We start from the raw sequence: 23,396 nt of genomic DNA, 5'->3' as shown, positions 1-23,396 counted from the left end.
CCCGCCGCGGCGGCGCCCGACGGGACCGTACGGCTGGCCGGGTCGCAGGTGCCCATCGGGCCCGGGCCGCGCGTCGCCGACGGCCGCGAGTCGCACGGCCGGACGGGCACCGGCCCCACCACCGGGTGGGTACGGCCCCCGGCGGGGGCATCGGCCGCCGCCGTCCCCGGCCAGGCGAGCGCACCGGTGCCGACGCCCGACGGCGCGACCGGCGCCCAGAGCGACCCGGGGCGCTGGCGCCCCTGGCGGTTCCGCATGTCCAACGACGTCTGGGGCACTCCCGTCGTCTCCGACGACCTGCTCTACGTCACCTCCTTCGAGGTGCACGCCCTCGACGTGGGCAGCGGTCGACGGCAGTTCAAGACCCGTGACGTGGCATGGGCGATGGCCGTCGCCGACGGGCGCATACACGCCTCCGACGGTCCGACGCTCTACGCGCTGGACGCCGGTGACGGGGCGGAGCGGTGGCGCCTGGCCACGGACGGCTGGGTGTACTCCCTCAAGGCCGACCGGGGAACGATCGTCACGGGCACGCGCGGCGGTGGCGTCCAGGCGTGGGAAGCCGCCAACGGTGAGCTGCTGTGGGAGATGAGCGGCGCCCAGACCGACTTCGAGACCCCCGACTGCGGTCCCGTCGTCCACGACGGCACGGTGTACGTCTGGGCCGACGCGCGCCTGCGCGCGCTGGAGGCCCGTACGGGCGTGGAGCGCTGGTCCTACCCCGTGGGCGACGCGGCGTCCTGCGGAGGCGTGCCCGTACGGCTGCTGTCCGCGCCCGACGGCATGGTCTACGTCGCGGCCGGGACGCGCGTGCTGGCCATCGACGTGGCGCGCGGGGACGTGCGCTGGCGCTTCGAGGCGCCGGCGGTCTTCCTGAGCCCGCCCGCGTTCGCCTCCGGCCCCGCCGTCACGGGCGGCGGCGTGTACATCGCCGACTACCTGGGCACGGTCTACGCCCTGGACGCGGCGACCGGCCGCGACCGCTGGCGCATAGCGACGGAGGCCCGCCAGTCCACGGAGCCGGTGCTCGTCGCGGCCGGCGCCGTGCACCTGGGCAGCGGAGGTGCGCTGTACACGCTGGACGCGGTCACGGGCACCCCCAAGTGGCGGTTCGCCGCTGGCGGCGACATCATCGGCGCGCCCGTCGTCGCCGACGGACGGGTGCACTTCGGGTCCGCGGACCACTGCCTCTACACGGTGGACGCCGCCGGGGGGCAGCTGCGGTGGAAGCTCGCCACGGGCGGTGAGATCACGGGCTCGCCGGTGGCCGCCGGCGGCGTGGTGTACGCCTGCAGCAAGGACCGTTGCGTGTACGCGCTGGACGCCGCCAAGGGGACCGGGCAGTCACGGCGCTGACCGTGCGGACCGGTGCGCGGCACCGGTCCGCCCCTCACCGCAGCCGGTAGTCGTGCGTGCGTGACGCGAAGCGCGCCTGCTGGTCCGCCACGGAGAGGTTGCCCAGGGAGACCAGGTGGGGAGCCAGGGCCGTCGCGTGTGCGGCGGCGGCCTCCCGGGCCGCCCACAGGGCGCGGACCGTGCCCTGGACCGGTGCGGTGGGATACGAGGCGATGACGGTGGCGGCGCGCAGGGCTGCGGCCGTGGCCTCGCCGGGCGGGGTCAGCTCCGACACCAGCCCGATCTCGTACGCCCGGCGCGCCGAGAGGCGCTCCGCCGACCCCATCAGGGCCATCCGGGCGGCCTCGCCGTGCGGCATGCGCTGGGCCATGTGCACGGACTCGTACGCGCTGACCATGCCGTAGGTCGTGTGCGGGTCGAAGAAGGACGCGTTCTCGGAGGCGACGACGAAGTCGGACTCGCCCAGGAGGTAGAACGCCCCGCCGCAGGCCATGCCCCCGACCGCAGCGATGACGGGCTTCCACAGGTCGGCGGCCTTGGGACCGACGGTGCGCAGGGGGTCGTCCACCGAGTACGGCGAGCCCGGCTGCGGAACGTCGGCGGTGCGGTCGATGCCCGTGCAGAAGGCACGGTCGCCGGCGCCGGTGAGCACGACGGCCCGTACCGAGTCGTCCCGGCGGAACTCCCGCCAGGCATCCTCCAGTTGCCCGGCGGTGGCCAGGTCGATGGCGTTGTGCCGCTCGGGGCGGTCGAGAGTGAGGAGGGCGACGCCGTCCGGGCGCCGTTCCATGCGCAGGGTCACGGGCGCTCCAGCAGCCAGCGGGGGACGGTGATGCCGGGGGCGATCTCCGTGAAGGCGACCTCGACGGGCGCGCCGATCCGCAGGCCGGCCGGATCGGCGGAGCCGAGCGGGGCGTCGGCGTGGGCGACGAGATTGCCCACGAGGCGGATGCCCGGGGCGTCCGCGAGCTCGACGACGATGACGTTGTACGGGGCCAGCTCTGCGTAGCCGGGCAGGAGGGGCGGGTGGGGCAGGACGTACGACCAGATGCGGCCGCGCCCGGACATCCGGCGCCACTCGGCGGCGAAGGACCGGCAGTGCGGGCAGCAGGGCCGGGGCGGGAAGCGGAGCCAGCGGCAGTCGGTGCAACCCTGAACGCGCAGCTCACCGCGGGCGGCGAAGTCCCAGAAGGGCTGCCCGTCCTCGTCCGGTACGGGCAGCAGCAGGCCGTTGTCAGTGGTGCCCTTCATCATGGAGGACATGAGCACTCAACTCCTCAGCAGCAGTGCTGAAGTGGGGACGCCCTCGCCTGCCGTGACCAGGCAGGTCGAGGCGCCGGGCACCTGCGCGGTGGAGGTGCCGCGGAGCTGCCGGACACCCTCGTTGATGAGGTTGAAGCCATGGACGTAAGCCTCGCTGAGACCGCCGCCGGCGGTGTTGACCGGAAGCCGGCCGCCGAGTTCGAGGGCGCCGTCCTCGGAGAAGGCCGCGCCCTCGCCGCGGCCGCAGAAGCCATAGCCTTCGAGCGAGAGGGGAATGAGCGGAGTGAACGCGTCGTAGATCTGCGCGACGTCGACGTCCGCGGGGCCGAAGTCAGCCGTCTTCCACAGCTGCCGGCCGGCGGCCCAGGAGGGGCCGGCCAGTGGGTCGTCCGCCCAGTAGTTGACCATGCCGTGGTGCTGGGGCGGCAGGCCCTGGGCGGCCGAGTGCACATAGACCGGGCGGTGCCGGCAGTCGCGGGCGCGCTCCGCGGCGACGACGACACACGCCAGCGCGCCGTCCGTCTCCAGACAGTTGTCGAAGAGGCACAGCGGCTCACTGATCCAGCGGGAGGTCATGTACGTGTCGCGGGTCAGCGGGCGCCCGTACATCATCGCGGCGGGGTTCTGGTTGGCGCGGTTGCGGCAGGCCAGGGCGACGTTGAAGAAGTGGTCGCGCGTCGCGCCGTACTCGTGCATGTAACGGCGGGCGAGCATGGCGATCTCGTCGGCCGGGCGGAGCAGTCCATACGGACGGGTCCACTGTCCGGGTACGGGCAGCTGGACCCGGGTGTCGCGCCAGGGGCGGGGGCCCGAGCCGCGCTTGCGTGAGCGCCATGCGACGCCGACGGTCGCCTGGCCGGTGGTGAGGGCGGCGGCGAGGTGGGCGACGGTCGCACAGGAGCCGCCCCCGCCGTAGCCGACGCGGGAGAAGAAGGTCACGTCACCTGCGCCGATGGCTTTGGCGATCTCGACCTCGTCGGTGGTCTCCATGCTGTACGAGGCGAAGGCGTCCACGTGGGAGGGGGAGATGCCGGCGTCGTCCAGGGCGGCCAGGACGGCCTGGCAGGCCAAGCGCCTTTCGGATGCGGCGAGTTGGCGGGAGAAGGGGGTCTGGCCAATGCCGACGATCGCAGTGGTGTCCTTGAGTGTTGCCGTCATCGCCACCTCCGTGCTGTCGGTGCTGACAGCGCGGAAGGCTATCGCTAATCTGACGTGCCGTCAGCTAGCTCGCCGGAGGGCGGGCCGGCCCGGGGCGGAAGAGGGCATGCGATGCGCGGTGACCTGGAATTCGGCTCGATACCCGCTCTCGTCCGCACGGCTGCCGAGCGGTACGCGGAGCGCGAGGCGGTGGTCGACGGCCGGGTCCGGATCACCTACCGGCAGCTGGGGGAGCAGGTCGAGCGGGCAGCCGCCGCGTGCCTCGCCACCGGGGTGGAGCCCGGCGACCGGGTCGCGGTCTGGGCGCCGAACACGCTGGACTGGATCGTCTCCGCCCTCGGCGCCGTCACCGCCGGCGCCGTGCTCGTCCCGGTCAACACCCGCTTCAAGGGGTCCGAGGCGGTCCAGGTGCTGGCGCGCACACGGGCCCGGCTGCTCTTCGTCACCGGTACCTTCCTCGGCACCTCCTACGTGGCGGCGCTGCGCAGCGCCGCCGGACGTGCCGTCCCCGGCGGTGCGGCGGGGGAAGGGGGCGGGCCGCGGGCCGTGCCGGGGGCGGGGCCGCTGTCCGGGCTGCCGCATCTGCGGGACGTCGTCGTCCTGGCGGACGCCGCACCTGCGGACTTCCGTACCTGGAAGGAGTTCCTCGCCGCCGGGGACGCCGTGCCGGGCACCGCCGTACGGGCCCGGGCCGGGGCCGTCGCGCCCGGCGCGGCCTCGGACATCCTCTTCACCTCGGGCACCACGGGCGCGCCCAAGGGCGCCGTCATCACCCACGCCCAGACGCTGCGTGCGTACGGGGTCTGGGGCGAGCTGGCCGGACTGCGGGAAGGAGACCGCTATCTGATCGTGAACCCGTTCTTCCACACCTTCGGTTACAAGGCGGGGGTCATCGCCTCGGTGATGCGTGGCGCGACGATGGTCCCGCAGCCCGTCTTCACCCCGGAGTCCGTGCCGGCCCGCATCGCGGCCGAACGCATCTCGGTCCTGCCCGGCCCGCCCACGCTCCTGCAGGCGCTCCTGGACCACCCGGCCCGGGCGGCGTACGACCTCTCGTCGCTGCGGGTGGTCGTGACGGGGGCGGCGGTCGTGCCCCGGCTGCTGATCGACCGGCTGCGGGGCGAGCTGGCGATCCCCACGGTGCTGACCGCCTACGGCATGAGCGAGGCGACCGGAGTGGTCACGATGTGCCGGCGCGGTGACCGGGCGGAGGTCGTCGCGGGTACGTCGGGCCGGGCCATCCCGGACACCGAGCTCCGGGTGGCCGGCCCCGACGGGGCCGCGGCGGCGCCCGGGGAGGCCGGCGAGATCCTGGTGCGGGGGTACCAGGTGATGTCCGGCTACTTCGAGGACCCGCAGGCCACGGCGCAGGTGCTGGGGGCCGATGGGTGGCTGCGCACGGGTGACGTCGGCGTGCTGGATGCCGACGGCAATCTGCGCGTCACCGACCGCGTGAAGGACATGTTCATCGTGGGCGGCTTCAACGCCTACCCCGCCGAGATCGAACTGGTCCTGGCACGGCATCCGGGCATCGCGGAGGTCGCCGTCGTCGGGGTGCCGGATGCGCGGCTCGGTGAGGTCGGCAAGGCGTTCGCCGTGCGGCGGACCAGGAGTGGGGGCGAGGCCGGCGCGGACGTCACGGCGGACGAGCTGATCGCCTGGGCGCGACGGGAAATGGCCAACTACAAGGTGCCGCGCGCAGTGGAGTTCGTGACGGAGCTGCCCCGCAACGCGTCGGGAAAGGTGCGCAAGGGGCTCTTGCGCGAGCGGGACGCCCGTACCGGCCGGTGCGGCGAGGACGCGGGCCCGTCATAGCGCGGATGCCGCGGTGCTGTGCTGGACGGGAGGGGCACCGGGCGGGCGGGGGTCGCCGGCTCCTGCATGCTGCCCGCCCTCTCCCGCTCGCTGGCGCCGCCGGGCCCGGGCGCCCGCACCGGGCCACCGCCCGGTTCCCAGCCGCGCTCGTGCGCGGGGGTGCCGGCCCCCGGGCAGCGCCGCCCTGGCGGCGCTGCCGTTGGGCGCGGTCAGGTGAGGCGCAGGGTCTTGTCGACGGTGGTGCTGTGGTCGTCGGCTCCGCCGTTGAGGTGGGCGAGGACGCCGGTGGAGTGGTCGTCGAATATCTTCCCGGCCACCGGCGGGGACTGCAGGGCGGTGGAGGTCGAGTGGTCGTCGGCAATCGCCGGCACCGCGCCGATGATGGCCGCAGCCGTGGCGAGGCCGAGGACGACGAGTGCCTTCGAGCCGCGGGCCGAGCCGTGGTCCGTCATCGTGGTTTTCATCGCTGCTCCTCTGATCGGGGGTCGTGATGCGTGGGTCGTCAGTGGTGCTTTGTCGGCGAACGTACCGGTGCGCCGCGGTGGCGTACGGCGTTCGGCCGAAAACTTTCGGGCAGCCGCAGGGGCCGGCACCGACGGCTCCCCCTCCATGCCGTCGGCGCCGGCCCCTGGCGGTCCCCCCGCTATGGGCCTTCGGACGTGTGTCCGCCCCCGGTGGTGCTGATCCCCCGTTGGACCGTGCCCTTCGTCCCTCCCCCTGAAGGGCCGTGTCCCTTGTGCGTGCTACCGGCGGGCCCCCCGTGCGTTTCCCCCGTCGAGCTCCCCGTCGGTCTTCCCCGAGGTGGTTCCCCCGTGCTCCCGTTCACCCCGGAGAGGCGGTGCGGTCCGGGAGCTTCCGGCCGATGTCTGGCGGAAGCTCCCCTGCGCACGTACCGGTTGGGTCAGAAGGGCTTCTCGGTCGTCACGTGGTCGTCCTGCATCACGAACGCCGGAACGTCGGTGACGTGGTCGTCCTTCAGCGTGAGCGACGGCTCGCCCGTCACGTGGTCGTCCTGGGGGGTGGCCGTGCCGTCTCCCAGCTTCGCCGCACTCAGCGGGAGGTCCGTCACGTGGTCGTCCTGCGGCTTGGCAACGACGGGCGGCTTGAGCTTCGTGTCATCGCTCATGGTGTCAACTCCGATGATGGTCAGTGCGAGTCGTTCAGGCTGATGGGGTGATTGCAGAACCCGCCCGGCGATTCCCCCGAGGACCGCCGGACGGGCATAGGGCTGTTCACCCTAGAGGTGAGGGCTCGCTCACCTACGACCCGCCTGCCCCCCGACGCGACGGATCGACATCCCTTAGATTGGCGGGTCGCGATAAACGATCGATGAACGGGCACGTGACAGGGTTTTCCGGGCGCTACCGGGGCCGGTTGCCGCCCGTATGCGGCCTCGCCGGGCCCGTCCCCACTATGGGCCCACGCGGCCCCGCGGAGCCCGTGCGAGGGCAGCACGAAGTCCCTCCAGGGAATGTGCCGCCCTCGCGTCCCGGCCCTACGCCGCCGCCACCGGGGCCAGCAGGCCGCGTACTTCGGCCGCCTCCGCCGCGCCCAGTTGGTCGAAGATGGCCAGCGCCTCCGTCCAGCAGGCGTGCGCGCGGCCCGACTGCCCGAACACGTCCAGGGACCGGCCCAGGACGGTCAGGATGTTCGCGCGCCGCCATTCGCCGCCGATGCCGCGCAACTGGGCCAGCGCCTGCTCGGCGTGGGTCGCCGCCTTGGCGGGCTCGTGCATGGCGAGGAAGAGTTCGGCCATGCGGAAGAGGGTCATGCCCTCCCACAGCCGCTGCCGGTTGTCCCGGAAGACCGGCAGGGCCTCGGCGAGCCGTGCCATGGCCTCCTCGTGGCGCCCGGCCTGGGTGAGGGCGACGCCGTAGGCGTACAGGGCGTTGGCGAGGCGCCAGGAGACGTTGGACTCGCGGTAGAGGGCGATCCCCTGCTCGGCGAGGTGCACGGCCGACTGGATCCGCCCCGTGGCCAGATGGGCGCGGGAGAGGTTGCACAGCGCGCTGGCCTCGCCGGGCTTGTTGCCGTCGGCACGGAAGGCGGCGAGCGCCTGGCCGATGTACGCCTCGGCGTCCTCGTGGCGGTGCTGGTACATGGCGGTGATGCCGCGGTTGTTGGCGGCGTAGCAGCAGGGGATGGGGTCCTGGTGCGCGCGCCCGAGGAGGACGGCGTGCCGGGCCTGCTCGTCGGCCTGGTCGAACCGGCCCGCGCAGTTGTGCACGTGGGTCAGCACGGTCCGGGCACGGCCCTCCGCGCGGGCGTCGCCGGTCGCCCGGGCGGTGGCCAGCAGGGCCCCGGCGGCCTGTTCGTACTGGCGGGAGTAGGCGCCGGACTCGGCCAGGTCCTTCGCGGCCAGCAGCAGGTCGACCGCGCGCCGCAGCGTGTCGCCGCTGGCGCCTGCGTGCTGGCGCACGCAGGCCAGCAGGCAGCCGGCCTCGGCGAACAGCCAGTCGCCGGCCGCCGTGCGGTCGGTGAAGGTCAGCCCCGGGTGGGTGGTCGGCGTCAGATGGGCGAGGAGCTGGTCGCCGGGGCGTTCCAGGACGTACACGCCCGCCGTCGTCGCCAGGTAGAAGTCCAGCAGTCGCGACATGGCCGCGTCCCGCTCGGCGGGCGGCTGTTCGTCGCGCTCGGCGCACGAACGCGCGTAGAGGCGTACGAGGTCGTGGAAGCGGTACCGGCCCGGGGCGGCGGACTCCAGGAGCGAGGTGTCGACCAGCGACTCCAGCAGTTCCTCGGTGTCGTCGGGGCCGAGGTCGAGCAGGGCGGCCGCGGCGGCGAGCGAGATGTCGGGGCCGTCGGCGAGGCCGAGGAGGCGGAAGGCGCGGGCCTGGCCGGGCTCCAGCTGGCCGTAGCCGAGCTCGAAGGTGGCCTTGACGGCCAGGTCGCCCGCGCGCAGCTCGTCCAGGCGGCGCCGTTCGTCGCCGAGCTTGCGGGCCAGCACCGAGACGGTCCAGGTGCGGCGGGCGGCCAGCCGGGAGGCGGCGATGCGGATGGCGAGCGGCAGGAAGCCGCAGGCGGCGACGACGTCCATGGCGGCGTCGCGCTCGGAGCCGACCCGTTCGGCGCCGACGATGCGGGTGAACAGGACGAGCGCCTCCTCGGGGCTCATCACGTCCAGGTCGACCAGGTGTGCTCCGGCGAGGTCGACCATGCGGGAGCGGCTGGTGACGAGGGCGGCGCAGCCCTCGTTGCCCGGGAGCAGGGGCCGGACCTGGGCGGCGTCGCGGGCGTTGTCCAGCAGGGCCAGGACCCGGCGGCCGTCGAGGGTGGACCGGAAGAGCGCGGCCCGCTCCTCGACCCCCTCCGGAATGCCGGAATCAGGCACTCCGAGGGCCCTGAGGAAGGCGCCCAGCACGGCCTCCGGCTCGACGACCACGGGCCCGGTGCCCTGCAGGTCGACGTAGAGCTGGCCGTCGGGGAAGTGGTGCCGGGCGGCGTGGGCGACGTGCACGGCGAGCGTCGTCTTGCCCACGCCGCCGATGCCCGCCACCGCTGAGACGGCCATCACGCGGCCCTCGGCCGTCGCCAGCTGGTCGCTGAGTTCGTCGACGAAGGCGGCCCGGCCGGTGAAGTCGGAGACGGTCGCCGGCAGCTGCGCGGGCCGGATGAAGGTGGGGCCGGCGGTGGGCCGGTCGGAGGTGGAGAAGTGGACGTTGAGGTCGGCGTCGGCGTTGAGGATGCGCTGCTGGAGCTCGGAGAGCTCGGGGCAGGGGTCGACGCCCAGCTCGTCGGCGAGCAGCCGCCGGGTGTCGGCGTAGACGGCCAGGGCCTCGGCCTGGCGGCCGCTGCGGTAGAGGGCGACCATCAGCAGCTCGCGCAGCCGCTCGCGCAACGGGTGGGCGGCGGTCAGCGCGGTGAGCTCGGAGACGGCCTCCGCGTGGCAGCCGACTTCGAGATCGAGGTCGAGCCGGGTCTCCAGGAGCGTGAGCCGCCACTCGTCCAGGCGGGCGCGCTGGGTGTCGGCGTACGGGCCGGACAGGCCCGCCAGCGGTTCGCCGTCCCACAGGGCGAGCGCCTCGTTCATCAGGTCGCGGGCGCGGCAGCGGTCGCCCGCGCCGCGGGCCTTGTCGGCGTCGGCGGCCAGTCGCTCGGCGGTGTCGATGTCCAGGCCGCCGAGCCCCACCTGTATCGCGTAGCCGCCGGACTCGCTGACGAGCGCGTCGGCGGCGGGGCCGAACGCCTTGCGCAGCCGGCTGGCGTACGTGCGCAGGGCGGCGAGGGCCGCGTGCGGGGGTTCCTCGCCCCACAGGGCGTCGACGAGCTCGGGTGCGGTGGCTGTGCGTCCGCCGCGCAGCAGCAGGGCGGCGAGCAGGGCCCGCTGCTGGGGCGATCCGGTGTGGAGCGGTTCGTCTCCGCGCCAGGCGCGGACGGGCCCGAGCACGGTGAAGCGCAGCTGCTGCCCGTGCCCTGTGTCGCCGGCCATCGTGACCCCCTGCCTGTCCTGCTCGGTCGCACCGGCCAGTCTGCCTTGTTCAGGGCCTCTGCGTCAGCAGGGGTCCGGCCTCTCCGCACGCTCTGCCAGGGGGCGTCCGCTCATGTTGCTGACGAACCGTCAGTACGGCGCTACCGTGTCGGCCATGGCGAGCTTCCCCAAGATCATCTCGGTGGACGACCACACGGTCGAGCCCTCCGACGTCTGGCGGAACCGGCTTCCGGCGAAATTCCACGACGTCGGGCCCCGCATCGTCAGGGCCCCGGTCAAGGGCATGACCTTCGCCGGCGGGCGCTTCGCGCCCGTCATGGGCGCCCCGGGTGACGACGGACCGGTGGCGGACTGGTGGGTCTATGAGGATTTGTTCCGTCCCCTCACGCGGCTGGATACCGCCGTTGGATGCTCCAGGGACGAGATCCGGCTCGAAGGAATCACCTACGAGCAGATGCGGCCGGGGTCGTACAGCGTTCCCGAGCGCCTGTCCGACATGGACCTCAACCACGTCCAGTCCGCGCTCTGCTTCCCCACGTTCCCGCGCTTCTGCGGCCAGACCTTCGCCGAGGCGGCGGACCGCGAGCTGGCCCTGCTGTGCGTGCGTGCCTACAACGACTGGATGGTCGAGGAGTGGTGCGGTCCGGCCGCGCACGGCCGGCTGATCCCGCTCGCGATCGTCCCCCTGTGGGACGCGCGCCTGGCCGCCGACGAGGTGAGGCGCAACGCCGCCCGTGGCGTGCGTGCCGTGTGCTTCTCCGAGATACCGCCCCACCTCGGCCTGCCGTCGGTGCACAGCGAGGACTGGGATCCCTTCCTGCACGCGTGCGAGGAGACCGGGACCGTCGTCGCCATGCACATCGGATCCTCCTCCCGGATGCCGTCCACCTCGGCGGACGCGCCGCCGGCCGTCGGCTCCGCCCTCACCTTCGCCAATTGCTGCTTCTCGCTGGCCGACTGGCTGATGTCGGGCATCTTCGACCGCTTCCCCGGCCTGCGCATCATGTATGCCGAGGGACAGATCGGCTGGATTCCGTACCTCCTGGAGCGCGCGGACACGGTGTGGGAGGAGAACCGCGGCTGGGGCGGCGTGGCGGACAAGGTGCTCAGCCCGCCGTCCGAGCTGTTCTCCCGGCACGTGTACGGCTGCTTCTTCGACGACTCCTTCGGCCTGCGCAACCTCGACGCCATCGGCGCCCGCAACGTCCTCTACGAGACCGACTACCCGCACTCCGACTCCACCTGGCCCAGGTCGCGGGAGGTGGCCGAGGAACAGATGGCCCACCTGGACCCCGCCACCGTCGAGCGCCTGGTGCGCGGCAACGCCATCGAGCTGCTCGGGCTCACCCCCGACGGGCTCTGGCCCGGTGCCTGACCCCGGCGGGCCACCGCGCGGCCTGCGGGTGCTGCCCGAGGGCAGGCTGTCGTACGGGCTGCAGCTGCCCGTGCAGGCGCAGTCCACGCTCTTCACCGAGCCCTGGGAGGCCACGGCGGGCCCCGCCGAGCTGCGGGAGACCGCCCGGGCCGCGGACCGCCTCGGCTTCGCCTACGTGGCCACCTGCGACCACGTGGCCGTGCCGCGGCGGCTCGCGGCCGCCATGGGCACCGTCTGGTACGACCCGGTGGCCACCCTCGCCCACCTCGCCGCCGTCACCGAACGCGTCCTGCTGCTCAGCCACGTCGCCGTCGCCGCGCTGCGGCACCCCCTGCTCACGGCGAAGCAGTACGCGACGGTCGACCGGCTCGCGGGCGGCAGGCTGGTCCTCGGCGTGGGCGCGGGGCACGTACGGGAGGAGTTCGAGGCGCTGGGCGTCGACTTCGGGCGGCGCGGCGCGCTCCTGGACGAGACCGTCGACGCCCTGAAGGCGGCCCTCGGACCGGAGGAGTTCCCCGCCTTCCGCGGTGACCGGTTCGCCTTCCACGGCCTGGGCCAGGCCCCGCGTCCCGCCCGCACGCCCCGCCCGCCGCTGTGGGTGGGCGGCTCCTCGCCCGCCGCGTTGCGCCGGGCAGCGCAGCGGGGCGACGGCTGGTTGTCCCAGGGCGATGCGCGCGACCGGCTGCCGGGACGGATCGCGCACCTGCGGCGGCTGCGCGAGGAGGCCGGACGGACCGGCCCGTTCGCCGTGGGCGCCATCGCCGAGCCGCTGTACGTCGGCGGGCCCGGCTGGGACCCGGGCCCGCGCACGCTGACCGGCGACGCACAGGAGCTGGCCGCGTCGCTGCGCGCGTACGGGGAGATGGGTGCCGACCAGATCCAGGTGCGGTTCCGCAGCCGGGACGTCACCGAGCTCCTCGACCAGATGGCGGCCTTCGCCGCCGACGTGGCACCGCACCTGCACCTCTAGACGCGCGGAGGGGAAGCACATGGGCAAGCTGGACGGCCGCGTCGTGCTCATCACGGGCGCTGCCCGCGGCCAGGGCGCACAGGAGGCACGGCTCTTCGCGGCCGAGGGCGCCCGGGTCGTCCTGGCCGACGTCAGGGACGACGACGGGCAGAGGCTCGCCGAGGAGATCGGCAGCGCCGCCCGCTACGTCCATCTGGACGTGGGCGAAGAAGCCGGCTGGGCCGAGGCTCTCGCCTTCACCAAGAGGACGTTCGGCAAACTCGACGGGCTGGTCAACAATGCCGGGATCGCACCCCGCTGCGCTCTGACGCAGACCTCGCCGGCCATGTACGAGGAGGTGGTGCGGATCAACCAGACCGGCCCCTTCCTGGGGATGCGGGCGGCGGCACCCGAGCTGGCGGCGGCCGGCGGCGGCACGATCGTCAACACCGCCTCCTACGCCGCGCTGTCGGGCCTGCCCTCGCTCGTCGCCTACGCGGCGACGAAGGCCGCGGTCGTGGCCATGACCCGGGTGGCGGCGCTGGAACTGGCCGGTCAGGGCATCCGCGTCAACGCCCTGTGCCCGGGCGGCGTGGACACCCCCATGACCAATCCCGGCGGGAAGCTGACCCGGGAGGAGATGGACGCGTACTTCGGGAAGCTCGTGCCCCTGGGACGGGTCGGGCGGCCGGAGGAGATGGCGCGGGTGGCGCTGTTCCTGTCCTGCGACGACTCCTCGTACGTCACCGGGCAGCCGTTCGTCGTGGACGGCGGCTGGCTCGCGGGAACGCCGCTGCCCCCGGCGTAGGGCCGCCCGGGCGGCCGGGGCCGGCCCCACCGCGCCCTTGACGGTCCAGGGGCCCGGTGCCAGAGTCACCTCATCCTTATCTGACACTACGTCAGAAACCTTGGAAGGCGGCGGTGACCTCCGTGGAATTCGGGATCTTCGTACAGGGCTACGTACCGGCGAGCCGATCGCGCACCGACCCGCAGGCCGAGCACCACGCGCTGATGGAGGAAACCGAATACGTCATCCAGGCGGACCGGGCGGGCTTCAAGTACGCCTGGGCGTCCGAGCACCACTTCCTGCACGAGTACTCGCACTTGTCCGCCAACGACGTCTTCCTCGGCTACCTCGCCCACGCCACCGAGCGCATCCACCTCGGTTCCGGCATCTTCAACCCGCTCCCGCAGGTCAACCATCCCGCCAAGGTCGCCGAGAAGGCCGCCATGCTCGACCACCTCTCCGGCGGCCGCTTCGAGTTCGGCACCGGCCGCGGTGCGGGCAGCCACGAGATCCTCGGCTTCCTGCCGGGCGTGACCGACATGAACGTCACGAAGGACATCTGGGAGGAGACGATCGCCGAGTTCCCCCGGATGTGGCGGGAGGAGGAGTACGGCGGTTTCTCCGGCACGTACTGGTCGTTGCCGCCGCGCAGGATCCTGCCCAAGCCGTACGGGCCGTCCCACCCCGCCATGTGGTACGCCGCCGGGTCGCCCTCCTCGTACGCGATGGCGGCCGGCAAGGGGCTGGGTGTCCTCGGCTTCAGCGTGCAGAAGGTCTCGGACATGGAATGGGTCGTCGACTCGTACAAGACGGCCATCGCGTCGGCCCGGGCGGTCGGCGACTTCGTCAACGACAACGTGATGGTCACCTCCACCGCCATCTGCGCCGAGACGCACCAGGAGGCCGTTGCCGTGGCGGCCCGCGGCGGCCTCCACTACCTGCAGTCGCTGCTCTTCCGCTACCACGACACCTTCCCGCGCCCCGACGGCATCCCCGAGTGGCCCGAGCTGCTGCCGGAGTACACGGAGGAGATCATCGAGCTGCTGATCGCGGAGGAGCTGATGATCTGCGGCGACCCCGACGAGGTCTTCCGGCAGTGCAAACGCTGGGAGCAGGCCGGCGCCGACCAGCTGTCCTTCGGGCTGCCCATCGGCATCCCTTACGAGGACACCCTGCGCACGATCCGCCTCATCGGCGAGCACGTCATCCCGAAGATCGACACCGATCCGGTCCACCGCACCACGCGCTACCGCCAGGCCGCCGCGCGGGCCTGAGCCGGCGGCCCCCCCGCACCGGGGCGGCGCCTCCCGGGTCGCCGCCCCGGCCCCGCACGCCGTACGTCCCGTGTCCCGGACCGACGACTTCGCGACGGGTCCACCGAGTGGGGTGACGCGTCGCCGAGCGAGAGGACCCGACCGTGCTGGACCACCTGATCCGCCGCGCCACCGTCGTCGACGGCACCGGAGCCCCGTCCTACGTCGCCGACGTCGGCATACGGGACGGGCGGATAGCGGTCGTCGACCGGGCCGCGGCCGGGGTCAAGGCGGGCGGCCGGGTCGGCGCCAGGGCCCGCACCGAGGAGGACGCCCGCGGGCTCGTCCTCACCCCCGGCTTCGTCGACCCGCACACGCACTACGACGCGCAGCTCTTCTGGGACCCCTGCGCCACCCCCTCCCTGAGCCACGGCGTCACCACCGTCGTCGGCGGCAACTGCGGCTTCACCCTCGCCCCGCTCAACCCCGGACGGCCGGCGGACGCCGACTACACGCGCAGGATGATGAGCAAGGTCGAAGGCATCTCGCTGGAGGCCCTGGAAAAGGGCGCCCCCTGGAGCTGGTCGTCCTTCGGCGACTACCTCGACGCGCTCGACGGACGGACGGCCGTCAACGCCGCCTTCATGGTCGGGCACTGCGCGCTGCGCCGCTACGCCATGGGCCCGGCCGCCGTCGGTGGCACGCCCGACGAGAGCCAGCTGCGGCGGATGACGGCCCTCCTGCACGACGCCATGGACGCCGGCGCCTGGGGCCTGTCCACGACCCGGTCGACCACCCACTCCGACGGCGACGGCAACCCCGTCGCCTCCCGCCACGCCCTGCCCGGCGAACTCCTCGCCCTCGCGCACGCCGTGGGCGAGCACGAGGGCACCCAGCTGGAGGCCATCGTGACCGGGTGTCTGGACCGGTTCACCGAGGAGGAGGCCGACCTCCTGGTCGCGCTCACCTCCGCCGCCGGACGGCCGCTGAACTGGAACGTCCTCACCATCGAGTCCGCCGCCCCCGGACGCGTCCCGCACCAGCTCGCCGCCAGCGAGCGCGCCCGCGGGGCCGGCGGCCGGATCGTCGCCCTGACCATGCCGATCCTCACGCCCATGAACATGTCGCTGGGCACCTTCTGCGCACTCAACCTCCTGCCCGGCTGGGGCGAGGTCCTCGGGCTGCCGGTGCCCGAACGCATCGCCCTGCTGCGCGATGCGGCGGTACGGGACCGGATGCTGAGCGGCGCGGCGAGCCCCCGGGCGGCAGGCTTCCGCCGCCTCACCGACTTCGGCCGCTACGTCATCGGCGACACCTACGCCCCGGAGAACGAGGGCCTGACCGGCCGCGTCGTCCGCGACATCGCCGCCGAGCGCGGCACGGACCCCTTCGCCACACTGGTCGACATCTGCGCCGCCGACGACCTGCGGACGGTCCTGTGGCCCATGCCCACGGACAACGACCCCGCCAGCTGGGAGCTGCGCCGCCGGGCCTGGGACCACGAGGACGTCCTGCTCGGCGGCTCCGACGCGGGCGCCCACCTGGACCGCATGTGCGGGGCCCCCTACACGACGCGCTTCCTCGGCGACTGCCTGCGCGGACGGCGGCTGGTCCCGCTGGAGCGGGCCGTACGGATGCTGAGCGACGAGCCGGCCCGGCTGTTCGGGCTGCGCGGCCGGGGCCGGATCGCCGAGGGCTGGCACGCCGACCTGGTGCTCTTCGACCCGGAGCGGATCGACGCGGGCGCGGCGACCCTGGTGCACGACCTGCCGGGCGGCGGAGCCCGCCTGGACTCCCGGGCCGTGGGGGTGGTGAGTGTGCGCGTGAACGGGGTGGAGGCCATCCGCCACGACGTGGTCACGGGGGCGGTGCCGGGGCGGGTGCTGCGCTCGGGGCGGGACACGGAGACGGTGGCCACGGGAAAAATTTGAACCGGGACAAAAGGGGTGGGGCTGCGGTTCTCGCAGCGATGGGTGAAGCACTTCCTCCTTGGTGTTACCTGGCGTAACGTCGGCGTCGGCTTTGTTTGCAAGGTCAAGTCCCGCTGCGGGTGGGAGTGTTCAAGGTAGCTGCATCGGAAGGAAATCCTCCGGATGCGGAAACAGCAGCGCCTAACGTCCTCGCCATGGTTCAGGTACATCCGCGGCCACGGGCCGGAGACACGGTAATGAGCGTTGCGGGCAGCGACGCCGGAGAAGTGCGCACCAAGGGACTCAGCGGCAATTCCGTCGGCCTGCTGGGCAGCGCCGTCATCGGGATCTCCACCGTCGCGCCCGTCTACTGCCTGACCTCCACCCTCGGCCCGACCGTCGGCCAGGTCGGAGTGCAGATGCCCGCCGTCTTCCTCGCGGGCTTCCTCCCGATGCTGCTGGTGGCCTTCGCCTACCGCGAGCTGAACGCCGCCCTGCCCGACTGCGGCACGTCCTTCACCTGGACCGTGCGGGCCTTCGGTCCCCGGATCGGCTGGATGTGCGGCTGGGGACTGGTCATCGCGACGATCATCGTGCTCTCGAACCTCGCGGGCGTCGCGACCTCCTTCTTCTACCTGCTGCTGGGCGAACTCACCGGCAGCGGCCGGATCGCGGCCCTCGACGACGACCGGGTGGTGCACGTCGCGACGTGCCTCGCCTTCATCGCCGTCGCGACGGCCGTCAGCTACCGCGGGATGACCGCCACCAAGGGCGTGCAGTACGCGCTGGTGGGGCTACAGCTGGCCGTGCTGGCCGTCTTCGTCGCGATGGCCCTGTCCAAGGCGTCCACCGGCGGGCTCGCGGGCTCCGTCGGCTTCTCCTGGACGTGGCTGAACCCCTTCGGCGTCGAGTCCTTCAGCGCCTTCACGGCGGGCCTCTCCCTGTCCATCTTCATGTACTGGGGCTGGGACGCCTGTCTGACGGTCAACGAGGAGACCGAGGGCAGTGCGAAGACCCCCGGGCGGGCCGCGCTGCTGGCCATGGTCGTGCTCGTCGGCTCGTACCTGCTGACCGCCGTCGCCGCCCAGATGTTCGCCGGCGTCGGCGACGAGGGCACCGGCCTGGGCAACCCCGACACCGCCGGCAACGTCTTCGCCGCACTCGCCGGACCCGTCATGGGCAAGGCTCTGGGCGTGCTGCTGTTCGTGGCGGTCCTCGCCTCGGCCGCCGCCAGCCTGCAGACCACGTTCCTGCCGGTGGCGCGGACGGTGCTGGCGATGAGCGCCTACCAAGCACTGCCGCCGTCGTTCGCGCGCATCCACCCCCGCTTCAAGTCGCCGGGCCGCGCCACGATCGCGGCCGGAGCGGCCACCGGCGTCTTCTACGCGGTCATGAGTTTCCTCAGCGAGAACGTGCTGATCGACACGGTCTACGCGCTGGGTCTGATGATCTGCTTCTACTACTCGATCACGGCGTTCGCGTGTGCGTGGTTCTTCCGCGCAGAGCTGCGCAGATCGCTGCGGGACGCGTGTTTCAAAGGCGTCTTCCCGCTCATGGGAGGGCTGCTGCTGGCCGCCGTCTTCTGCAAGACCCTCTACGACATGTGGGACCCGGAGTACGGCAGCGGCAGCGCGGTGTTCGGGGTCGGCTCCGTGTTCGTGATCGGCGTGGGCCTGCTGCTCGCCGGTGCGGTGCTCATGGAGCTGATGCGGCGACGCAGCCCGGCATTCTTCCGGGGCGAGGTGCTGACCCGTTCGACGCCGACGCTGCAGCCCCCGAACTGACCGGCGCACCGCCCGGTTAAGGTCCGTGACAGCACTGACGGATCATCACGGGGGGACGTGGCAAGTGAGCGAGAAGGATTTGCTGGCCGGGCGTTTCGAGGAACACCGCCCTCATCTCGGCGCGGTCGCCTACCGCATGCTGGGCTCGCTCAGCGAGGCGGAGGACGCCGTCCAGGAGACGTGGCTGAAACTGAGCCGCTCGGACGTCTCCGAGGTGCAGAACCTGGGCGGCTGGCTGACCACCGTGGTGGGCCGGGTGTGCCTGGACATGCTGCGCTCGCGCACCACGCGGCGCGAGGAGCCGCTGTACGACCAGGAGGGGCAGGTCCGGCTGCCCGACCCCGTCGTCAGCAGCGCCCGCGGCATGGACCCCGAGCACGCGGCACTCGTGGCCGACTCGGTCGGCATCGCCCTCATGGTCGTCCTGCAGACCCTCGCCCCCGCCGAGCGGCTCGCGTTCGTCCTGCACGACCTGTTCGCCGTCCCCTTCGACGAGATCGCTCCCGTGCTGGGCCGTACGCCCGCCTCCACCCGGCAGCTCGCCAGCCGCGCCCGCCGTCGCGTCCAGGGCGGCGCACCCGCCCCCGACACCGACCTCGCCCACCGGCGGCAGGTCGTGGACGCCTTCCTCAGCGCCGCGCGCGGCGGCGACTTCGACGCGCTCCTCGCCGTCCTCGACCCCGAGGTCGTGGCCCGCTCCGACGGCGGCACCCTGCGCCCGAGCGTGTTCCGCCGCGGTGCCTCCGAGGTGGCCTCGCAGGCGATCACCTTCGCCCGGTTCGCGGAGGCCGGACGCCCGGTCCTCGTCAACGGCACGCCCGGCGTGCTCGCCCTCGCGGACGGCCGTGCGGTGTCCCTCATGGCGTTCACGATCCAGGGTGGCCGGATCACGGCCCTCGACATCCTCACCGACCCCGAGCGGCTCGCCCGGATCGACCTGAGCGTCCTCGACGGCTGATCCACCCGTGTGCGGCCCGGGCCCCGGAGAGGAACGGGGCCCGGGCCGCCGCGTACCGCCGTCGGCGCGCCGTCGGTCCGGAGGTGTGCCATGCTGGCGTCGGCTCACCCTGCTGATGCTCCGATCGAACGACCTGCCCCGAAGCACTACCGGCGGGAGGACAGACGATGATCAGTTCCAGGGAGCCCGGGGCGCGGCAGCACCCTGGACGCGACGAGTCCACCGACCCGACACGCCGGTCCTTCCTCACCCGTTCCCTGGGCGTCACGGTGGCGGCCGCGGGACTGGCGACCGGCGGCCTTCCTCTCCCGCCCGCCGAAGCAGCACGCCAGGAGGCGCGGGCCGGTCCTCTGATACCGGCCTCGCCGTCGACGTGTTGCGCGCTGACCCCGGACCGGCTCCGGGCCTACCGGTACAACGGATCCGGAACCTCCTGGAGCCAGATCAGCCGCGTGCCCATCATCCGGCTGTTCGGCGGACAGCTGGGGCTGCTGGCCACCATGCCGCCGCACGGCGAGGTGTTCCGTCTCCGCATGACCTTCGAGAACCCCGACGGGCTGGGAGCGGCCTGGGACCGCATCGGCGGTCCGGGCGCGACGTTCGCCGTCACCGCGGAGGGGTTCTACGGGCTCACCCCGACCAGGAACGCTGTGTTCCGGTACGACGGTACGGGCACCTCGTGGACACAGGTGGGCACCGCGGCGAGCCGCATCTTCGGCGGCACCTGGGGTCTGGTGGCGAACGACCCGACGACCGGGGCCCTGTTCCAGTACCTCGGCAGCCCCAACGACTGGCGGGAGATCGGCTCGGCGGGCGCGACGTTCGCCGTGACCGACGAGTCGGTCTACGGGCTGACCCCCGATCGGAAGCGGGTCTACCGCTACAAGGGCGACGGGATGGACTGGGAGTGGATCGGCAACGACGCCCAGGAGTTGTACGGCGGGGACTGGGGGCTGGTCGCCACGGATCCCGGCGGCAACATCTGGCGCTACCTCGGCAGCCCCCACAAGTGGCGGGCCATCGGCGGCCCGGGCGCGATGTTCGCCGTGGCGCACGACACGGTCTACGGCCTCACCCCCAACAGGGACGGCGTCTACCGCTACAGCGGCGAGGGCACCTTCTGGACGGTGGCCGGCGGCCCCGCCAACATGATCGCCACCAGCAGCCGTGTGTTCGCCGGCAGCCCCGGCTCCGTGCACCCCCTGGCCCGGGCGCCGCGCCTGTAACCGTTCACCACCGACGCCCGAGGAACACCGGGTTCGTCAGCGCGGCCATGGCCCCCGGCAGGTCGGCCGGGGCGCCGTCGGCCGGAGGGTGCCGGACCTCCGCCCGTACGTACGCGGAGCGGGCGGGGCTCGTGCGCCACTCCACACGGCCGTCCGCGAGGACCGGGACGGTCAGCACCCGGCCCTGGTCCGTGACGAGGGACGCCGAGCAGCCCGGCACGCCCGTCACCGCCAGGCGCACCGTGACCTCCGTGTCGTCGTCCACGGACAGCCGCTCGCCGATGCCCGCGTGTCCGCCACGGCCGCCCGTGACGGTGAAGGACAGGCCGACCGCGGCCGACTCGGCGATCCAGCTGCGGCCGGCCCTGATGCCGGCCAGCAGGGCGGGGCGTGAGAGGTCCTCGGCCAGGACGACCGTCTGGGGGAGGCCGACGGTCTGCGGCTCGCGGTGGGCGTCGCTGTTGCCCATGGCGGGCAGCCAGCGCCGCTCACCGGAACGGGCGGAGGCCACGAGCAGGGCGTCCCATGCGGCGACGGCCATCTCGTCGTCCGGGGTGAACGGGCCGTTCCAGACCTCGACCGCGTCAGCCTCGGCGAAACCGAACTTCCAGTTGCACCCGACGCAGGTGCCGTACGGGTGGGCCGGGACGACGAGTCCGCCCGTTTGCCGGATTCTGCCGGCGAAACGCCGGAAGGCGTCGTCGCGGGCCCGGTAGCGCCAGTCGATGAACACGCCCGGGTCGGTGCCCAGGGCCAGGACGTGGCCGTTGCGGGTCGTGACCTCCTCCCCGGTGAGGACGAGCAGGTCGTCGCCCCACAGTCCCTGCCACGCGGCGTGCGAAGAGGTGGTGTTGTGCTCCGTCGTCGTGATCCAGTCCAGACCGGCTGCGCGCGCCGCGGCGGCGATCTCCGCCGGGGTGCGCTTGCCGTCGGAGTGGACGCTGTGCAGGTGGTTGTCGCCGCGGTACCAGGCGCGGCCCCGTCCCCGGGCGCGCTGCGGCGGGTACACGGGCCGCGGCGGCACGCCGGGGGCCCCGTACCGCAGGGTGACCGTGACCTCGTAGGCCATGCCCTGCGGAGCGACGGTGTACGGGCCGAGGACGACGTGCCAGGTGCCGGGCCGCACGGGGCCGGGGAGGTAGCCGGGCGTGGCCCGTTCGGCGCTGATGGCGAACTCCGTGCGGGCACCCCCGGACCAGCCCCGGAAGCCGGCGCCGCCCAGCTCCGTGCCGCGTTCGTCGAAGATGCCGATGTCGCAGGCGTTGCCCAGGGTGCCGGCGGGGACGGCGGGTCGGTCATAGGTGTACGCGACGGCGATCTCGCGGACTCCGGGCGGTACTTCCACGGGGAGGTGGACGAAGTCCGGGACGCCGGCCGGCAGCCGGCCGGTGACCCTGCGGGTCTCCTCGCCGCCGGCCCGTTCCGGGCCGCCGGGGCGGGCGAAGCTCACGCCTTCGAGGTTAAGCACACATGCCGCCCCGGCGACAGCCGCCGTGGCGAGTACGTCGCGTCGGTGCATCGGCCCGTGCCCCCTTCGCAGGTGTCCCGGCGACACTGTTGTACGCCCGGGTGGCGCACAGCGGAACGTGTGCCGTCGGCCGTGTGTCCGTCTGTCGTGTGTCGGTTGTTCGTCGCGGGGGCGAAAGTGGAACCGCAGGGCATACCGTGGTCCCACGCCACGACGGAGGTGCCCCCGCATGCGCATCGCCACCACGATCTTCCTCACCGATGAGACGATCAGCCCGGTACGGCTGGCCCGCGAGCTGGAGCAGCGCGGTTTCGCCGGGCTCTTCCTGCCGCAGCACACCCACATCCCGGTCAGCCGTGACACGCCGGCGCCGACGGGCGATCCGCTGCCGCCCGAGTACGGACGTGCCGTCGACCCGTTCGTCGCGCTGGCCCAGGCCGCGGCGGTCACGCACCGGATCGTGGTCGGGACGGGCGTGGCGCTGGTCGCCCAGCACGACCCGATCGTGCTGGCCAAGCAGGTGGCCACGCTCGACTTCCTCAGCGGTGGCCGGTTCACGTTCGGCATCGGCTACGGCTGGAACGTGGAGGAGGCCGCCGACCACGGCGTGGAATGGAGCACCCGCCGTGCGCTGGTGCGGGACCGCATGGCGCTGATGAGGGCGCTGTGGTCCGGGGAACCGAAGTCCTACGAGGGCGAGTTCGAGGCCGTCGGCGCGAGCTGGGCGCACCCCAAGCCGGTGCATCCGCCGCGCGAGCGCAAGGGGGCGGAGCCGCTGATCGGGCCGCGCACGCTCATCGGTGGAGCGGCCGGGCCGAAGCTCTTCGCGCACATCGCCGAGTACGCGGACGGCTGGATGCCGGTGGGTGGCAGCGGGCTGCGGGAGACGCTGCCCGAGCTGCGCCGGGTGTGGACGGAAGCGGGGCGCCCCGGGGAGCCGGACGTCGTGCCGTACGCCGTGCACCCGTCGGCCGGCAAGCTCGCGCACTACGCCGGTCTGGGCATCGAGGAGCTCGTCGTGGCGCTGCCGTCCGCGCCGGAGACCGAGGTGCTGCGGGCCTTGGACGCGCACGCCGAATTCCTGTAGGCCCAGCGCCCCGGCAACAGGCCGGAGGGTGCCTCCGTATGACGTGACGAGAGGCACACGGAACCGGAGCTTCCAGTACCTGGCGGTGTCGGTGTCCGCTCGTATGCTCGTGCAATGACTTCGAGCGCACAGCGACCCGAACAGGCTGCACCGACCGCCAATGCCATGCGGCGTGCGCTCAAGCGTGCCCGTGACGGCGTCGCGCTGGACGTCGCCGAGGCCACCGTGCTCCTGCACGCCCGTGGTGACGACCTGACGGACCTGTGCGCGTCCGCGGCCCGGGTGCGCGACGCCGGCCTGGAGGCGGCCGGCCGGCCCGGTGTCATCACCTACTCGAAGAGCGTCTTCATCCCGCTCACCCGGCTGTGCCGCGACCGGTGCCACTACTGCACCTTCGCCACCGTCCCCGGCAAGCTGCGCCGCGCCGGGCACGGGATGTTCATGTCGCCCGACGAGGTCCTGGACATCGCCCGTCGCGGCGCCGAACTGGGCTGCAAGGAAGCCCTGATCACGCTCGGCGACAAGCCCGAGGAGCGCTGGCCCGAGGCCCGCGAGTGGCTGGAGGCCGAGGGCTACGA

Annotated in this window: 19 protein-coding genes; 12 read left to right on the top strand and 7 right to left on the bottom strand. The window is 73.1% G+C overall.

The genetic code is table 11. The features are described from left to right. The coding region (locus LE181_RS28085; RefSeq protein WP_225664313.1) for an outer membrane protein assembly factor BamB family protein at positions 1-1,356 on the top strand (1,356 nt) is incomplete at its 5' end. 34 nt (positions 1,357-1,390) lie between these two features. Here LE181_RS28085 and LE181_RS28080 read toward each other — a convergent pair. From LE181_RS28080 to LE181_RS28070, 3 genes are read right to left on the bottom strand one after another with little or no spacing between them, the layout of a single operon-like run. Next, positions 1,391-2,158: an enoyl-CoA hydratase/isomerase family protein gene (locus LE181_RS28080; RefSeq protein WP_225664312.1), complete on the bottom strand. Its 768-nt coding sequence runs from the start codon at positions 2,156-2,158 to the stop codon at positions 1,391-1,393. Then, on the bottom strand, positions 2,155-2,619 hold the full coding sequence (locus LE181_RS28075; RefSeq protein WP_225664311.1) for a Zn-ribbon domain-containing OB-fold protein: 465 nt from the start codon (positions 2,617-2,619) through the stop codon (positions 2,155-2,157). Before LE181_RS28075 ends, LE181_RS28080 begins: the two co-directional genes overlap by 4 nt. 6 nt (positions 2,620-2,625) lie before the next feature. Next, positions 2,626-3,777 carry a lipid-transfer protein gene (locus LE181_RS28070; protein WP_225664310.1) on the bottom strand — a complete coding sequence of 384 codons (1,152 nt, stop codon included), beginning with the start codon at positions 3,775-3,777 and terminating at the stop codon, positions 2,626-2,628. 111 nt (positions 3,778-3,888) lie between these two features. Between LE181_RS28070 and LE181_RS28065 the strand changes: the two genes are divergently transcribed. Then, on the top strand, positions 3,889-5,592 hold the full coding sequence (locus LE181_RS28065) for an AMP-binding protein (protein ID WP_225664309.1): 1,704 nt from the start codon (positions 3,889-3,891) through the stop codon (positions 5,590-5,592). A gap of 209 nt (positions 5,593-5,801) precedes the next feature. Here LE181_RS28065 and LE181_RS28060 read toward each other — a convergent pair whose 3' ends face one another. The 3 genes from LE181_RS28060 to afsR form a co-directional block, all read right to left on the bottom strand. Then, positions 5,802-6,056 (bottom strand): hypothetical protein, encoded by a 255-nt coding sequence (locus tag LE181_RS28060; protein ID WP_225664308.1) that lies wholly within the window; start codon positions 6,054-6,056, stop codon positions 5,802-5,804. Between the two features lie 437 nt (positions 6,057-6,493). Continuing rightward, positions 6,494-6,718, bottom strand: coding sequence for a hypothetical protein (locus tag LE181_RS28055; protein ID WP_225664307.1), 225 nt, complete (start codon positions 6,716-6,718; stop codon positions 6,494-6,496). Positions 6,719-7,087: 369 nt separating this feature from the next. Beyond that, positions 7,088-10,021 (bottom strand): SARP-family global regulator AfsR, encoded by a 2,934-nt coding sequence (gene afsR / locus LE181_RS28050; protein WP_225664306.1) that lies wholly within the window; start codon positions 10,019-10,021, stop codon positions 7,088-7,090. A 154-nt stretch (positions 10,022-10,175) separates the two neighbouring features. On the opposite strand from afsR, the gene LE181_RS28045 reads away from it, so the two are divergent. The 8 genes from LE181_RS28045 (at position 10,176) to LE181_RS28010 (ending at position 20,263) form a co-directional block, all read left to right on the top strand. After that, positions 10,176-11,396: an amidohydrolase family protein gene (locus LE181_RS28045; RefSeq protein ID WP_225664305.1), complete on the top strand. Its 1,221-nt coding sequence runs from the start codon at positions 10,176-10,178 to the stop codon at positions 11,394-11,396. 22 nt (positions 11,397-11,418) lie between these two features. Beyond that, positions 11,419-12,366 carry a TIGR03619 family F420-dependent LLM class oxidoreductase gene (locus LE181_RS28040; protein WP_225664315.1) on the top strand — a complete coding sequence of 316 codons (948 nt, stop codon included), beginning with the start codon at positions 11,419-11,421 and terminating at the stop codon, positions 12,364-12,366. A gap of 19 nt (positions 12,367-12,385) precedes the next feature. Next, a complete protein-coding gene (locus LE181_RS28035; RefSeq protein WP_225664304.1) occupies positions 12,386-13,153 on the top strand; it encodes an SDR family NAD(P)-dependent oxidoreductase in 768 nt (255 codons plus the stop codon). Between the two features lie 122 nt (positions 13,154-13,275). Next, on the top strand, positions 13,276-14,406 hold the full coding sequence (locus tag LE181_RS28030; protein WP_225664314.1) for an LLM class flavin-dependent oxidoreductase: 1,131 nt from the start codon (positions 13,276-13,278) through the stop codon (positions 14,404-14,406). A 143-nt stretch (positions 14,407-14,549) separates the two neighbouring features. After that, positions 14,550-16,316, top strand: coding sequence for an N-acyl-D-amino-acid deacylase family protein (locus tag LE181_RS28025; RefSeq protein ID WP_225664303.1), 1,767 nt, complete (start codon positions 14,550-14,552; stop codon positions 16,314-16,316). A 194-nt stretch (positions 16,317-16,510) separates the two neighbouring features. Further along, positions 16,511-18,079: an APC family permease gene (locus tag LE181_RS28020; RefSeq protein WP_225664302.1), complete on the top strand. Its 1,569-nt coding sequence runs from the start codon at positions 16,511-16,513 to the stop codon at positions 18,077-18,079. Positions 18,080-18,143: 64 nt separating this feature from the next. Further along, a complete protein-coding gene (locus tag LE181_RS28015; protein ID WP_225664301.1) occupies positions 18,144-19,037 on the top strand; it encodes a sigma-70 family RNA polymerase sigma factor in 894 nt (297 codons plus the stop codon). Positions 19,038-19,204: 167 nt separating this feature from the next. After that, a complete protein-coding gene (locus LE181_RS28010; RefSeq protein ID WP_225664300.1) occupies positions 19,205-20,263 on the top strand; it encodes a twin-arginine translocation signal domain-containing protein in 1,059 nt (352 codons plus the stop codon). Between the two features lie 4 nt (positions 20,264-20,267). Here the strand turns inward: LE181_RS28010 and LE181_RS28005 are convergent, their stop codons facing one another. Then, positions 20,268-21,782 carry a CehA/McbA family metallohydrolase gene (locus LE181_RS28005; RefSeq protein ID WP_225664299.1) on the bottom strand — a complete coding sequence of 505 codons (1,515 nt, stop codon included), beginning with the start codon at positions 21,780-21,782 and terminating at the stop codon, positions 20,268-20,270. A 178-nt stretch (positions 21,783-21,960) separates the two neighbouring features. On the opposite strand from LE181_RS28005, the gene LE181_RS28000 reads away from it, so the two are divergent. Next, entirely contained in the window at positions 21,961-22,818 is an 858-nt protein-coding gene (locus LE181_RS28000) for a TIGR03619 family F420-dependent LLM class oxidoreductase (protein WP_225664298.1), read from the top strand. Positions 22,819-22,932: 114 nt separating this feature from the next. Further along, positions 22,933-23,396 (top strand): radical SAM protein (locus LE181_RS27995; RefSeq protein WP_225664297.1); only part of this gene is annotated, 464 nt, incomplete at its 3' end.

This window comes from Streptomyces sichuanensis (genome assembly GCF_020328095.1).
Lineage (GTDB): Bacteria > Actinomycetota > Actinomycetes > Streptomycetales > Streptomycetaceae > Streptomyces > Streptomyces cinnamoneus.
Note: the sequence above shows the minus strand (reverse complement) of the source record. Positions and strands in the feature narration are given on the sequence as shown.

What these genes read in the sequence shown, in the direction of transcription:
- LE181_RS28075 (WP_225664311.1), bottom strand. Translation starts at nt 2,619, where the DNA reads ATGTCCTCCATGATGAAGGGCACCACTGACAACGGCCTGCTGCTGCCC.
- LE181_RS28070 (WP_225664310.1), bottom strand. Translation starts at nt 3,777, where the DNA reads ATGACGGCAACACTCAAGGACACCACTGCGATCGTCGGCATTGGCCAG.
- LE181_RS28065 (WP_225664309.1), top strand. Translation starts at nt 3,889, where the DNA reads ATGCGCGGTGACCTGGAATTCGGCTCGATACCCGCTCTCGTCCGCACG.
- LE181_RS28060 (WP_225664308.1), bottom strand. Translation starts at nt 6,056, where the DNA reads ATGAAAACCACGATGACGGACCACGGCTCGGCCCGCGGCTCGAAGGCA.
- LE181_RS28055 (WP_225664307.1), bottom strand. Translation starts at nt 6,718, where the DNA reads ATGAGCGATGACACGAAGCTCAAGCCGCCCGTCGTTGCCAAGCCGCAG.
- afsR (WP_225664306.1), bottom strand. Translation starts at nt 10,021, where the DNA reads ATGGCCGGCGACACAGGGCACGGGCAGCAGCTGCGCTTCACCGTGCTC.
- LE181_RS28045 (WP_225664305.1), top strand. Translation starts at nt 10,176, where the DNA reads ATGGCGAGCTTCCCCAAGATCATCTCGGTGGACGACCACACGGTCGAG.
- LE181_RS28035 (WP_225664304.1), top strand. Translation starts at nt 12,386, where the DNA reads ATGGGCAAGCTGGACGGCCGCGTCGTGCTCATCACGGGCGCTGCCCGC.
- LE181_RS28020 (WP_225664302.1), top strand. Translation starts at nt 16,511, where the DNA reads ATGGTTCAGGTACATCCGCGGCCACGGGCCGGAGACACGGTAATGAGC.
- LE181_RS28010 (WP_225664300.1), top strand. Translation starts at nt 19,205, where the DNA reads ATGATCAGTTCCAGGGAGCCCGGGGCGCGGCAGCACCCTGGACGCGAC.
- LE181_RS28005 (WP_225664299.1), bottom strand. Translation starts at nt 21,782, where the DNA reads ATGCACCGACGCGACGTACTCGCCACGGCGGCTGTCGCCGGGGCGGCA.
- LE181_RS28000 (WP_225664298.1), top strand. Translation starts at nt 21,961, where the DNA reads ATGCGCATCGCCACCACGATCTTCCTCACCGATGAGACGATCAGCCCG.